Source organism: Bilifractor sp. HCP3S3_D3 (assembly GCF_052063915.1).
Lineage (GTDB): Bacteria > Bacillota > Clostridia > Lachnospirales > Lachnospiraceae > Bilifractor.
Window position 1 is genome coordinate 1 of sequence record NZ_JBQHWP010000023.1, and the last position, 12,923, is coordinate 12,923.

Annotated in this window: 15 protein-coding genes; 2 read left to right on the forward strand and 13 right to left on the reverse strand. The window is 49.6% G+C overall.

The window, feature by feature from the left end; genetic code table 11:
- From ACTNDI_RS11985 to tsaE, 11 genes are all read right to left on the reverse strand, one after another.
- A partial coding sequence (locus ACTNDI_RS11985; RefSeq protein WP_441101256.1) for a transposase occupies positions 1-98 on the reverse strand: 98 nt, incomplete at its 3' end.
- A gap of 310 nt (positions 99-408) precedes the next feature.
- Entirely contained in the window at positions 409-831 is a 423-nt protein-coding gene (locus ACTNDI_RS11990; protein WP_441101215.1) for an arsenate reductase/protein-tyrosine-phosphatase family protein, read from the reverse strand.
- Positions 821-1,873 (reverse strand): ACR3 family arsenite efflux transporter, encoded by a 1,053-nt coding sequence (arsB, locus tag ACTNDI_RS11995; protein ID WP_441101216.1) that lies wholly within the window; start codon positions 1,871-1,873, stop codon positions 821-823. Before arsB ends, ACTNDI_RS11990 begins: the two co-directional genes overlap by 11 nt.
- Before the next feature lie 110 nt (positions 1,874-1,983).
- Positions 1,984-2,376, reverse strand: coding sequence for a thioredoxin family protein (locus ACTNDI_RS12000; protein WP_441101217.1), 393 nt, complete (start codon positions 2,374-2,376; stop codon positions 1,984-1,986).
- A 14-nt stretch (positions 2,377-2,390) separates the two neighbouring features.
- Entirely contained in the window at positions 2,391-2,711 is a 321-nt protein-coding gene (locus ACTNDI_RS12005; RefSeq protein WP_441101218.1) for a 4Fe-4S dicluster domain-containing protein, read from the reverse strand.
- Between the two features lie 22 nt (positions 2,712-2,733).
- The gene (locus tag ACTNDI_RS12010) at positions 2,734-3,735 is read right to left on the reverse strand and encodes a permease (protein ID WP_441101219.1); all 1,002 of its coding nucleotides are present in this window, start codon (positions 3,733-3,735) and stop codon (positions 2,734-2,736) included.
- A complete protein-coding gene (locus tag ACTNDI_RS12015) occupies positions 3,732-4,043 on the reverse strand; it encodes an ArsR/SmtB family transcription factor (RefSeq protein WP_441101220.1) in 312 nt (103 codons plus the stop codon). The genes ACTNDI_RS12010 and ACTNDI_RS12015 overlap by 4 nt, the downstream gene beginning before the upstream one ends.
- 364 nt (positions 4,044-4,407) lie before the next feature.
- A complete protein-coding gene (locus tag ACTNDI_RS12020; RefSeq protein ID WP_441101221.1) occupies positions 4,408-4,713 on the reverse strand; it encodes a DUF3784 domain-containing protein in 306 nt (101 codons plus the stop codon).
- A 160-nt stretch (positions 4,714-4,873) separates the two neighbouring features.
- Positions 4,874-5,389, reverse strand: a complete 516-nt coding sequence (gene rimI / locus ACTNDI_RS12025) for a ribosomal protein S18-alanine N-acetyltransferase (protein ID WP_441101222.1) — start codon at positions 5,387-5,389, stop codon at positions 4,874-4,876.
- The gene (tsaB, locus tag ACTNDI_RS12030; RefSeq protein ID WP_441101223.1) at positions 5,389-6,144 is read right to left on the reverse strand and encodes a tRNA (adenosine(37)-N6)-threonylcarbamoyltransferase complex dimerization subunit type 1 TsaB; all 756 of its coding nucleotides are present in this window, start codon (positions 6,142-6,144) and stop codon (positions 5,389-5,391) included. The genes rimI and tsaB overlap by 1 nt, the downstream gene beginning before the upstream one ends.
- A complete protein-coding gene (tsaE, locus tag ACTNDI_RS12035; protein ID WP_441101224.1) occupies positions 6,125-6,556 on the reverse strand; it encodes a tRNA (adenosine(37)-N6)-threonylcarbamoyltransferase complex ATPase subunit type 1 TsaE in 432 nt (143 codons plus the stop codon). Before tsaE ends, tsaB begins: the two co-directional genes overlap by 20 nt.
- Positions 6,557-6,831: 275 nt before the next feature.
- On the opposite strand from tsaE, the gene ACTNDI_RS12040 reads away from it, so the two are divergent.
- Positions 6,832-7,350, forward strand: coding sequence for a peptidylprolyl isomerase (locus ACTNDI_RS12040; RefSeq protein ID WP_441101225.1), 519 nt, complete (start codon positions 6,832-6,834; stop codon positions 7,348-7,350).
- A 21-nt stretch (positions 7,351-7,371) separates the two neighbouring features.
- On the opposite strand, the gene ACTNDI_RS12045 is transcribed toward ACTNDI_RS12040, so the two are convergent.
- On the reverse strand, positions 7,372-8,088 hold the full coding sequence (locus ACTNDI_RS12045) for a YigZ family protein (RefSeq protein ID WP_441101226.1): 717 nt from the start codon (positions 8,086-8,088) through the stop codon (positions 7,372-7,374).
- Between the two features lie 736 nt (positions 8,089-8,824).
- On the opposite strand from ACTNDI_RS12045, the gene ACTNDI_RS12050 reads away from it, so the two are divergent.
- Positions 8,825-11,383, forward strand: a complete 2,559-nt coding sequence (locus tag ACTNDI_RS12050; RefSeq protein ID WP_441101227.1) for a transglycosylase domain-containing protein — start codon at positions 8,825-8,827, stop codon at positions 11,381-11,383.
- Between the two features lie 585 nt (positions 11,384-11,968).
- On the opposite strand, the gene hprK is transcribed toward ACTNDI_RS12050, so the two are convergent.
- The gene (gene hprK / locus ACTNDI_RS12055; RefSeq protein WP_441101228.1) at positions 11,969-12,910 is read right to left on the reverse strand and encodes an HPr(Ser) kinase/phosphatase; all 942 of its coding nucleotides are present in this window, start codon (positions 12,908-12,910) and stop codon (positions 11,969-11,971) included.
- Between the last annotated feature and the right edge of the window lie 13 nt (positions 12,911-12,923).

The window sequence follows — 12,923 nt, forward strand, 5'->3', positions numbered from 1 at the left end:
GAAATCTCGTCATCGATTACCTTATTCCGGTATTTTACGCACATGATAAGATGATAGTGCAGCATGAATACCGAATGATTATTTGTGTCTAATTGCATTGTATTTATAACCTTTATAATAAGTACGACTGACCTATTTATAATCAGATTATAATATAGCAAGACACAAAAGTCAAAAACGCCGTGTTTATCGCAATTCATCCCGCCACCTATAGAGGTGGGGGATTTCTTGCTTACGGCGTGTTAAATTATCTATCAAGTACGCAGTTTTTCCTAACATAGTATCATGTGTGATACCATTCGTACATTACCGGCATTTGGAATGAGCCATAAACCATATTTTCCTATATCAATTAATATGCCGGTTGCGACTTTACAAAGTGCCATCTTATAAAAATCATTGGTTTCTTTATTTCCTGAACGTTCTCTCCAGGTTTTCCTGTATCTGACCGATCACCTTCAGATATTCTTCATCTGATTTTCCAGTCGGGTCCTCAAGTCCCCAGTCAGCATCAAAATTTCTCCCAATGAACGGACATTTCACCCCGCATCCCATGGATATGGCGATGTCCGGAGCCGGGATGTCCCGGATCGTCTTCGAATACTGAGAATGCATGTCAATTCCAAATTTTTCTTTCATGATACGGACTGCATTCTGATCGATCTGTTCCTTCGGAACGGAACCCGCTGAACAGAATTCGTACCCTTGATATCCGGCACGCTTTGCCAATGCCTCGGCCATCTGGCTTCGGCAGGCATTATGCGTACAGATGAATGCTACGATTTTATCTGCTCTTTTATCTGTTGTTTTATCTGCTGTTTTATCTGACATCTGAAAAAAATCCCTTTGTCTTATTTGCAATTTTTACGAGTGTCAGCATGACCGGCACCTCTGTCAGTACGCCTACAGTCGTCGCAAGTGCCGCAGGGCTTGTGGTTCCAAACAGCGCAATCGCAACCGCGACAGCCAGTTCAAAGAAGTTGGATGCGCCGATCATGCCGGCAGGTGCTGCGATTTCAAACGGCAGCCGCATTAGTCTGCCCGCTCCGTAAGCAAGGAAGAAAATCACAAACGTCTGGATGATGAGCGGAACCGCAATCAGCAGGATGTGCAGCGGGTTACCAAGAATGACCTCTGCCTGTGAGCTGAAGATGATCACCAGGGTCAGAAGGAGTCCGATCGTCGTGGCGTTGTCAAACTTGTGGACAAATTCATTCTCCAGATAGTCTTTTCCCTTCTTTTTTGTTACCGCAACGCGGGTGATGACGCCTCCGGCCAGCGGAATGACCACGAAGAGAAAAATACTCACAAACAGCGTACTGTACGGTACGGTTACGTTCGAAACGCCCAGCAGGAACTTCACGATCGGCACAAAGGCGATCAAAATGATCAGATCATTTGTCGCTACCTGCACCACGGTATAGGCAGGATTGCCGTTCACCAGAGTGCTCCAGACAAAAACCATCGCCGTGCAGGGAGCGGCACCAAGCAGCACCGCGCCTGCCAGATACTGTGTCGCCAAATCCGGTGCGATGAAATTTTTAAACACCACAAAGAGAAAAAGCGACGCAAAGCCATACATCGTAAACGGCTTGATCACCCAGTTGACGATCCACGTCAGAAAAATTCCCTTGGGATTTTTCCCGACTTCCTTCACACTCTGGAAATCCACCTTGATCATCATCGGATAAATCATGATCCAGATGAGAATCGCAATCGGTATGGAAATGCCGGCGATCTCCATTCGTCCCAGCACCTCCGGAACGGCCGGGATGAAGTGGCCAATCACAATACCGGCCGCCATGCAGAGCAGAACCCAAACCGTCAGATATTTCTGAAAAAAGCTGATACCAGCCCGCTGTTTTGTTTCCATTGATGTCTATCCTTTCTGTTATGTCATTCGTGACCTTGCTTATCTTTTATGTCATGCGTGGCCTTACTTATCTTTTATGTCATGCGTGACCTTACTTATCTTTTATTATGTCATGCGAGTCCTAGCTTATTTAACAGTTTCTGTATATCAGACGCTTTCAAAACTTTTCCCATGGAAACGACCTGCTCTCCCACCACCAGAGCGGGCATACGCATCACACCATACTTTGCGATTTCCTTCATATCCGTGATGTATTCAATCTTTGCCGGATCGCTCATTGCAGATACTGCGTCTTTTGTATTTTGCAGAAGCGTCTGGCAATTTTTACACCCGGAACCCAGGATTTTGATTGTCAAAACATCCCCTGTCTTCAGTCCTGCTTTGCCCACTATCCTTAACTTTTCTTCCTGGACTGTATCAGCAGCTGTTTTACCGCAGGAGCACTTTGCCTTCACTGCTTCCTCCTTGTTTTCTTTCTTTTTTCCAAATAATCCCATTTTCATTTCTCCTTCCGCTACTAATTATTGCCGCATCCGCAGCCACAATTCTTTTTATCCGTTTCTTCCGTCACACTGCCGCAGCACCCGCCTGCTGTCCCATTTGTCTTCCCGCCTCTTGCCGGAGGCACCCATCCGGTATCATCACCCACATATGTAATCGCTCCAACAGAGCACCGGATGCCACAGCCATGACAGTGATCTACACAGTTCTCCGGATGAATCACTCTCGGAGTCGGTGCGGCAGCCAGATCATAAACGCCATGTGCACACATCCCGCTGCAGGTGCCACACTCTGCACAAAGCAAATAGTCAATAACCGGATACCAGGTCCTTGCCATAACGATTCCTCCTTCAAATCCCTCAGATAATGAAAGGTTGTATAAAGTTAAAGAAATAACCCACGATCATAATACCAACGGTACAGATTGCAATAAACGTTGCCAGAAGCTTCGGCTTCACAGCATTCCGCAGCATAATCAGTGACGGGAGCGAAAGCGTTGTCACCGCCATCATAAACGAGAGCACAACACCGAGAAGAGCACCTTTTGACAGCAGCGCCTCTGCAATTGGAATCGTTCCGAAGATATCTGCATACATAGGAATTCCGATGACCGTGGCCAATATCACGCCCAGCGGATTCCCATCTCCAAGAACTTTCTCCACCACGCCCTCCGGAATCCAGTTATGAATTACCGCGCCGATCCCGACGCCAATCAGGATATAAGGAAATACTTTCTTAAACGTTGAAACAACCTGATCTCTCGCATAGATAAGCCGGTCCTTAAAGATCAGCTCCGGAGATTCAATGTTTACCACGCTGTTGCTTTGATAAATAAACTCTTCAACGTATCTCTCCATATGCAGGTGCTCAATCCATGTGCCGCCTGCGACAGCGATAATGAGTCCCAAAACGACATAGATCACAGCCACCTTTGTTCCGAAAATACTCATCAGAAGCAGCAGGCTTCCCAGATCCACCATCGGCGACGAAATCAGAAAAGAAAAGGTCACGCCAAGCGGAAGCCCTGCGCTGGTGAAACCAATAAAAAGCGGAATAGATGAGCACGAGCAGAACGGCGTTACCGTGCCAAGCAGTGCGCCGATACAGTTAGCCCAGATTCCATGGAATCTGCCCAGGATCTTACGGCTTCTCTCCGGTGGAAAATAGCTCTGGATATAGCTGATCAGGAAAATCAGAACACAAAGCAGGATCGTGATCTTTAATACGTCATAGATAAAAAATAAAATACTGCCGCCGATACGTGTATTCGTATCAAGGCCGAATCCTTTCAGCACGGATCCAATCAGAGAATTCAGCCATTTCATGCCCAGAATCTGATTTTGAAGGAAGCTCCATATCATTGACAGTCACACTTTCCATCTGAACACCTGTTTTTTTTCTCACAATCCAGTTCACCGATAAAGCGTTGGAAATCTCGCAGGGTTTCGCAGTTCAAAGAGTAGTGGCTCCATTTTCCCTCTTTACGGACATTGACCAGCCCGCAGTCACAGAGAATCTTCATGTGATGGGAGAGCGTCGGCTGTGTAATATCAAACGCCTGAAGAATCACGCAGGCACACTTTTCACATCCGGAAATCATATTCACAATTCGAAGCCTGTTCGGATCTCCCAATGCCTTACAAATGGAGGAAACCTGATCTTCTGTCATGCCAAAATATAACCTTCTTTCTTAAATATTGATGATTATCTATGAGTCAGGCTATCACACACATAGATATGTGTCAATATATCTCTGTAAAAAAACGAGATAAAACACGCTGCGCGAGTTTTATCTCGCTATCGCGACGCTCGCCGCACACGAATACTTCGCATTCGGCTGCGGCTCACTGTTCGCGTAAATAAAAAGGAGCACTATCTGACTTACGTTCTGTTTCTGTAAATCAGATAGTGCTCATTCTGTACAAAGCAATTCGGCTGTCAGAGATTGCTGTATAAATGTTTCCAAAGGCTGCTCATTTTGGTCTGCACGGCGCATGAAGTAAGCTTTTTCCCGCCCGGCCCGTCATTCACCCTCAATCATACAATCTTCTCAGATAGATAACGATTCCGATCATATCCGCAACCGTAACGACGATTGAAACAATTCCCATGATCGGGTTCTCGATGAGTGCCATGAACACTTCAACTGCAGAAAGGATGATCAGAAAAACCCCTACTGCTCTCTGATATCTGAGCCGGTTCTCCGGACTCAGTTTCCGCTTATCCCGGTACTTTCCACTGAACGCATCCAGAATTCCCTGTCCTTTTCCTGCAAAAAACACAATTGCAAGCAGGAAAAGTATTCCCGCAAGGAACCAGTCAAAGGTACTGTTAAACATAATCATCCTCCATATCCCGGCCGCCGGATCAGCTTCCGCCGTGCCGCTGCATAATATCTTCCGGCCGTCGTATACTCAGCTTCTACATCTGCCATCCGGCCCCTATATTCCGTCTTTTTCTCATCCAGCCTCTATATTCTGTCTTTTTCTCATCCGGCCTCTATATTTCGTCTTTCTCCGTCTCCGGCCCGCGCATCATCAGAACGGCATCTTCCACCGGAGATGTGTAATAATTCCTGCGAACCCCGGTTCTCCGGAATCCGGAATTTTCATACAGCCGGATTGCTGGCGCATTGCTCTCCCGCACCTCCAGAAAAATCTTCCGGATGCCCCGCGCTCCCGCCGTCTGTATAAGCCCTGATACCAGACAAGTTCCAATATGGCGGTTCCGATATCTCCGGTCCACCGATACATTCGTGATGTCTCCCTCGTCCGGGAGTCCGTATTCTCCGATGTATCCGACGATCCTTCCATCCACCACCGCCACAAGAAAATCCGCATCTTCCCTGTCCAGAAAACCCTGATAATCTTCTGCGGTCCATGGTCTCGAGAAGTTTTCCTGCTCAATCCTCTCTACCTCCGGAAGATCCGCTGAAACCATTCTCCGGATCTCAGGAGTCACAGGAACACTCTGCGCTGATGCATCATCCTTCCCTCTGTTCCCGCGCCTTCCCATCAGGAGTAATCCCTCGGCTTCAGCTTTTCCGAATTTTTCTCAATTTCCTTTACCGGAACACCCCTCGCGGTCTGTTCTCTCTCTGCCTGAGAGGCGCGGAGATATTCCGGCCGGTGTTCATCTGCCGTAACCGTCATTCCCCGGGAAAAATATTTTTCGCCGAGAGCTCCGACCGCGCCTGCCCTCTGTCTGTTCAGGTGTGCAGGCGCCACGGTGAACGGAACCTTCAGCAGCTCGCGGATTCGGTCCAGATAGGGTTGAACCCCGTCCCCAAGCAGAATGACCGGCTCTCCGAGGCAGTTCAGTTCCTCCATAAGGTCCTCCACCGCTTCGGCGCACTGCGCCTTCACCGCAGTGAGCTCGTGATTCACAAACCGGTAGATTCCAGTATATACCTGGGCTCTCCGGGCATCCATCATCGGGACGATCAGCCCTTGTGCGTCATAGAGATTATACGCTAATGCGTCGACCGTAGGTACCTCAACCAACGGCTTATCAAGTGCCAGACCGAGACCCTTGGCCGTAGCTGAGCCGATTCTGAGTCCGGTAAAGGAGCCCGGCCCCTTGGAAATGGCAATCGCGTCAATGCTGTTCAGCTCCAGATCGATCATCTGTGCAATGGCATCCAGCATAGGAAGCAGCGTCTGCGAATGTGTCTTCTTGTAATTCACCGTATACTCGGCCAGCAGCGTATCGTCCTCCAGGAGGGCGACGGACGCCACAAGACCTGAGCTGTCAATTGCCAGTATTTTCAATCGTAATCCTCCGATAATCAAATCCCTTGTCAGGATCTTTTTCAATCGTCACATGAACCGCACCTTCCGGTATTATATCCCGGACCATATCCGCCCACTCAATCAGACAGACACCGCCGCCGTAAAAATAGTCGTCATATCCGACTTCCTCCATTTCTTCCGGCTCTTCAATCCTGTACACATCAAAATGATAAAACGGTATTCTGCCGCTCAGGTATTCCTGCACGATCGTAAACGTCGGACTGCTCACCGGCTCGGTCACCCCGAGGCCCTCTGCCAGTCCCTTTGCAAATACGGTTTTCCCTGTGCCGAGATCCCCATCCAGTGTATAAATCGTTCCCGGAACCGCCTTCTCCCCGAGTTTCCGGGCAAATGAACGGGTTTCCTCCGGGCTTCTTGTCTCAATAACCATTCCGACTCAAGTCCCTCCGGTTTTCCTGTCATGTGTCGCACAAGCGTCTTTTATTTTATCACATTTTACCTTATAATAACATACGTTCCAATCCTGAAAACAGGATGCTCACATCCGCTGCTCTTACAGCCTGTTCATAATACACGGTTCGGCCTTACCGGTGACGGCCTGGTCCTCACATCCGTTTTTTATTTACAGCATATTCAAGGGCAGTCCGTGGACAGTAACCGCATCCTGACCAGGACACATTTTATAAATACATAAGGAGAAAAATTATGGCCAATCCTATCGTTACCATCACCATGGAAAACGGCGATGTCATGAAGGCAGAGCTCTATCCGGAAACCGCGCCGAACACCGTCAACAACTTTATCAGCCTTGTCCGCAAGGGATTCTATGACGGGCTCGGATTTCACCGCATCATCTCCGGCTTCATGATCCAGGGCGGTGATCCTGCCGGCAACGGAACCGGTGGCCCCGGCTATTCCATCCGCGGCGAATTTTCCGGCAACGGTTTCCGGAATGATCTTTCGCACGAGCCGGGCGTGCTCTCCATGGCTCGCGCTTCAGATCCGGATTCTGCAGGCAGCCAGTTCTTTATCATGCACAAATCCGCAGATTACCTGGACGGACAGTATGCCGCCTTCGGTAAAATCATTGAGGGCATGGACGTTGTGAACAAGATCGCCGAAGTTCCTACAGACTGGAGCGACCGCCCCACAGAGCCTCAGGTTATCAAATCTATGACCGTTGATACCCTCGGTGTAGATTATCCCGAGCCAGAAACACTGTAAAAAATACAGGCATCTTGCGGATTACCGGGGTCCGGCAGATTCCATTGCGCTTTCGGACAACCGGTGCCCGGCTTCCCGATCCGCGCGATGGAATATCATTCCTCCCCCGGGTTCAAGAATGAGTTTTCCCCCGGCCACGCCAAACCAGGCGTGGCCGTTTTTTCTAATCCGGGCTCTGGCAGAGGTTGCCTCTGTGATCTGCTTTGTGAAACGTCCTTCCTCTAAAGCAGGCACAACAACACGGATCCGTACCACATCGGAAAAATCAGACTCTACTGTATGAATTTTCTCCTGTCCGATCAGATACTGAATCTTTCCCGCATCCGTGTAATCGGCAACGACGTCCAGAAGCACTCCGTTCTCCTTCTCGATCAGGACACTCTTCCCGATTCCGTCTCTGGAAGCCTGTGTGTAGGCTCTCACAAGTCCTCCCGTCCCGAGCAGCACACCGCCGAAATATCTCGTCACCACAATGCAGGTATCCGTCAGTCCCGCTCCTGTCAGAACGTCCAGAATCGGCCGCCCCGCCGTACCCGATGGTTCTCCGTCATCGGAGGCCTTCACATTTCCACCATTCTTTCCCAGAACCCAGGCGTAACAGTTATGTCTCGCATCCCAGTATTTTTTCTTCATCTCTTCAACGAAAGATGCAGCCTCCTCAACACTTGTCACATGACGAACGGTAGCAATAAATACCGACTTCTTCTCCTCGTACCTTCCTTCGCCATTCTGATACACCGTACGGTATCGCTCAGGTAGATTTTCCCCTCCTTGAACGTCTTTCGCTCCGCTCGTTTTCCCGAATTCCTGCTCTGTCTTTCCCTCTGCTTTGTTTTTGGTTTTATTTTCTGATTTACTTTTTGTTTTGCTTTCGGTTCTTCTTGATTTTCCCATGGATCCATACTACCATAATTTATTCTTTATTTCATTCTGTAATTTTGATATAATTATCGGATTAAGGATTCCCGCAGTATTCCATCAGACAAGAGGCTCCTGTCACAGGCTCTGAAAGGGCACCTGCCGCCGGCTCTGAAAATCCTGCCGCTGGCACCTGCGGCCGCCTTCCTCTTTGTTTGCTGAATACCGGGCAACGAGATAAAACACGCTGCGCGAGTTTTATCTCGCTATCGCGACGCTCGCCGCACACGAATACTTCGCATTCGGCTGCGGCTCACTGTTCGCGTAAATAAAGCAGCTCAAATGTCTCCTATTCTGAGGCATAAATGTTATTTTTTTATTTTCAACCGGGAAACATTGATCCGATCCGGGTTCTTCCGGATACGGCGGGACACAGTTTTGCAAAATATCTGTCTATGACCTGAAAACATGGGGTGCAAAACCCACGGAACAGTCTTCATAGCAGAGAACCTGGGGACTGTCTTCATGGCAGAGAACCCGGGGAACTGTCTTCACGGCAGAGAACCCCAAAACTGTCTTCCGTTCGGAACAGGATATGCCCGGAGAAGGAGCTTTCATGAATTTTGGCAAACACGGTGTTCAGCAGGAGCGCGAACGCCTGGATTCGGCTGCCCCGAAACTGGCAAGCCGCATCAGCGTATCTGTCCTGCGTGTCATCATTTACTTACTGATCGCAGCCGCCGTATTCGGCATCTGCCTCGGCATCGGTGCCTATCGCGGGATCATCGCGGACGCGCCGGAGATCACGGACTCCAATATCACGCCTCTCGGCTATGCGTCCTTTGTATACGACGGTGACGGAAATCAGATACAGAAGCTGAGCTCCGCAGAAGGCAACCGCGTCTCAATTTCCATCAACGAAATTCCAAAGAACATGCAGCATGCCATCGTTGCGATCGAGGATTCCCGTTTCTATCAGCATAACGGAGTTGATCCGCACGGAATGCTTCGTGCCATCATGGTCATGCTGAGTTCGAATTTCTCGGAATCTGAAGGAGCGAGTACCATCACTCAGCAGCTTCTGAAGAACAATGTTTTTACAGACTGGATGAATGAATCCAGGATGGGGACGATCAAGCGTAAGATCCAGGAACAGTATCTTGCCGTTCAGCTGGAGTCATCCCTTCGGAAAGCCGGAGAGGACCCCAAGTCGGTGATTTTGGAAAACTATCTCAACACCGTAAACTTTGGCAACAACGCCTACGGCGTGCAGACTGCGGCACAGACTTACTTCGGCAAGGACGCAAAAGATCTGACGCTTTCCGAATGCGCGGTGCTTGCCGCGATTCCCCAGAACCCCAGCCAGTTTAATCCGATCCTTTACCCCGAGGAGAATGCGAGCCGTATGAAGACGGTCCTCGAATACATGCTCCAGCAGGGCTATATCACAGAGAAGGATTACAAAGAAGCTCTCGCAGATAACGTTTATGACCGGATTCAGGAGAACCAGAACAATCAGGTTACACAGGATTCCACGGTGTATTCCTATTTTGTCGATGAACTGATCAGTCAGGTCAAAGACGATCTGATGACCCAGAAGGGTTATACGGAGGCTCAGGCCAATAACCTGATCTACAGTGGCGGGCTTCACATTTATTCCACCGAGAACTCTGATATTCAGTCAATTATGGACAGTGAATTCTCGGATGAGTCGATTTTCCCCGCAGATTCCCAGATCAGTCTGGACTGGGCACTGACTGTTGATAAGGCTGACGGAAGCAGGCAGAACTACAGCGTTGAAATGCTGGTGCAGTACTTCAAACAGCAGGGAGATGCCGACTTTGATCAATACTTCAGCTCCCAGGAAGAGGCACAGAGCTGCATCGACCAGTACAAGGCCTCCGTTGTCGGAGACGGTGATACCATCGTTGCGGAACGGACCGCATTCGTTCCGGAACCGCAGGCCTGCATGACCGTCATCGACCAGTCGACCGGATATGTCGTCGGTATCGTTGGCGGACGCGGGGAGAAAACCGCGAGTCTTACCCTGAACCGTGCGACGGATTCCCTTCGTCAGCCAGGCTCCACCTTTAAGATTCCTTCCACCTATGGTCCGCTCCTTGATAAGGGAAAAATAACCCTGACCTCCATGGAAACGGACGATGCCGCATACTACGCGACCGGTCAGGAAGTCAACAACGCGGACAACACGCATCACGGCACAATGACGGTGAGAAACGCGATTCAGACCTCGAACAATGTCATCGCATTCAAGCTGATGCAGGAACTGACGCCTGAAGTTGGCCTCTCTTATCTGAAAAAGCTCGGATTCACAACACTGGACAGCGACAATGACAACTCGCCCGGACTTGCTCTCGGCGGCATCACCAATGGTGTCAGTGACCTTGAACTCACGGCCGCATATGCAGCCATTGCCAACGGTGGCACATACAACCGCCCGGTATTTTACACAAAAGTCACCGATCACAGCGGTAAGACGATTCTCGAAAATTCAGAGCTGAGCCGCCGCGTCTTCAAGGAAAGCACCGCCTATCTTCTGACCAGTGCGATGCAGAGCGTCGTTCAATCCGGAACCGGAACACCTTATCAGCTTTCCTCCGGCATGCCGGTTGCCGGAAAGACAGGAACCACAGATTCCTATGTAGATCTTCAGTTTGTGGGCTATACGCCATACTACACTGCCGGCATCTGGACCGGATACGATACAAACGTGGAACTTCCCGAAGCAGACCGGACCTACATTTCCACACTCTGGACGAACGTCATGAACCGTATTCATGAATCCCTTCCCATCAAGGAATTCTCGGTTCCGGATTCTGTAGAACAGCTTACGGTATGTGCAAACACAGGCCTGCTGCCGAATACCTATTGTCCTACCGTCACCGATTACTTCGACGTAGCGAATGCACCAACGACCATCTGCACCTACGACGCGCCGGCGCCGACCGCAGCGCCTACTGCAGCCCCAACCGCTGCGCCTACCGCTTCGCCCACTGCCGCAGCCGGCGACAATAATACCGACACAAACCAGCATACCGAGAACGCTGCCGGTGAAGGTACCGGCGAGAATGCACCCGCGGAGAACACCGGAACCGGAGGGGACACCTCTTCCGGCAACACCGGAGAGAATACCCAGACAGAGCAGACCCAGTGATTGACTGCATGGATTTTCTGATCTCCTGATTGTGCAGAATCATTTAACCACCTGGAAATATGAGATTATTTACAGGATCATTTATTTTTTGATTGTATATGTCATTTATTCTCCGCCCGTCTTGTGACAGGCGGAGATTTTTACGCGAACAGTGAGCCGCAGCCGAATGCGAAGTATTCGTGTGCGGCGAGCGTCGCGATAGCGAGATAAAACTCGCGCAGCGTGTTTTATCTCGTTGGAATTCTTGATTTCCGCCGCCTGGCAGTCCTGTGAGGAACCACAGATTCTGTAAATACACTGCAGCATGTGGAAAAATATATATAATATAATTTCCTGGAGTTAGTTTATTTCCTGGAGTCAGCTTATCTCCAGGCCCCATTAATTATCCTGTCAAAATGGGCGGAACAATAGCCCCCTGCAGATCATATGTCTTCAGGGGGCTATTGTTCAAATTTATTAACGATTATTATCCAGAGAAGGTTTCTTCCTCTGCTCCACTGCCTGCCATCCACTCACGCATTACGTTCGTACACCGATTACGTTCACACTCATTGCGTTCACGCACCGATTATGTTCACACTCTGCTCACGGATGACTGCGTTTTCTGGCCAGATTAGCCTGAACACGTTTGTAAAGCTCCTGCGCCGCGTTGTAGCCCATCTTCTTCTGACGATGGTTAACGGCAGCCGTCTCTACGATAACCGCCAGATTACGTCCCGGACGGATCGGCAGAGAATGGCATACGACCTTATTGCCCAGAAATTCCGTATACTCCTCCTCAAGACCGAGGCGGTCGTATACCTTATCCTTATTCCACTCCTCCAGCTTGATGACCAGATCTATGGTATGTGTATTCTCAACGCTCTCGACACCGAACAGCGTCTTCACATCGATAATTCCGATTCCGCGAAGCTCGATAAAGTGACGGGTGATGTCCGGCGAAGTACCGACCAGTGTCACATCATCAATTCGGCTGATCTGTACCACATCATCCGTGATCAGTCGATGGCCACGCTTGATCAGCTCCAGAGCGGCCTCACTCTTACCGATTCCGCTCTCGCCCATGATCAGCACACCTTCGCCATATACATCGACAAGCACGCCGTGGATCGAAATCGTTGGTGCCAGCTGAACATTCATCCACCGGATAATCTCAGCAGTGAACGCAGATGTCGTTTTGTCGGTTCCGAAAACCGGCGTTTTATATCTCCTGCATATTTCCAGGAGCTCTTCACCGGGCTGTTCAGAGGTTGTGAAAATAATACACGGAACACCCTTCGAGACAAATGCCTCAAACGATTCCTTCCTCTTATCATACTCCATGCGATTCAGGTACGAAAGCTCCACAACTCCGATAATCTGAACTCTCTCATTTGCAAAATGCTCAAAATATCCGGTCAGCTGAAGGGCCGGACGATTGATTTCAGGAACCGTGATCTCCCTGTCCCCGAGATCCGTATCCGGAGTGAGGTTTTTCAGATCCATGTCTTTTTCTAGCTTTTCCAGCGTGATAAATTTAGATGTCATGCCGAATCCTCCC

Coding starts and splice junctions, on each gene's coding strand:
- ACTNDI_RS12005 (WP_441101218.1), bottom strand. CDS start 2,711: ATGGCAAGGACCTGGTATCCGGTTATTGACTATTTGCTTTGTGCAGAG.
- arsB (WP_441101216.1), bottom strand. CDS start 1,873: ATGGAAACAAAACAGCGGGCTGGTATCAGCTTTTTTCAGAAATATCTG.
- ACTNDI_RS12015 (WP_441101220.1), bottom strand. CDS start 4,043: ATGACAGAAGATCAGGTTTCCTCCATTTGTAAGGCATTGGGAGATCCG.
- rimI (WP_441101222.1), bottom strand. CDS start 5,389: ATGGGAAGGCGCGGGAACAGAGGGAAGGATGATGCATCAGCGCAGAGT.
- ACTNDI_RS12040 (WP_441101225.1), top strand. CDS start 6,832: ATGGCCAATCCTATCGTTACCATCACCATGGAAAACGGCGATGTCATG.
- ACTNDI_RS11990 (WP_441101215.1), bottom strand. CDS start 831: ATGTCAGATAAAACAGCAGATAAAACAACAGATAAAAGAGCAGATAAA.
- ACTNDI_RS12050 (WP_441101227.1), top strand. CDS start 8,825: ATGAATTTTGGCAAACACGGTGTTCAGCAGGAGCGCGAACGCCTGGAT.
- hprK (WP_441101228.1), bottom strand. CDS start 12,910: ATGACATCTAAATTTATCACGCTGGAAAAGCTAGAAAAAGACATGGAT.
- ACTNDI_RS12000 (WP_441101217.1), bottom strand. CDS start 2,376: ATGAAAATGGGATTATTTGGAAAAAAGAAAGAAAACAAGGAGGAAGCA.
- tsaE (WP_441101224.1), bottom strand. CDS start 6,556: ATGGTTATTGAGACAAGAAGCCCGGAGGAAACCCGTTCATTTGCCCGG.
- ACTNDI_RS12020 (WP_441101221.1), bottom strand. CDS start 4,713: ATGTTTAACAGTACCTTTGACTGGTTCCTTGCGGGAATACTTTTCCTG.
- ACTNDI_RS12010 (WP_441101219.1), bottom strand. CDS start 3,735: ATGATATGGAGCTTCCTTCAAAATCAGATTCTGGGCATGAAATGGCTG.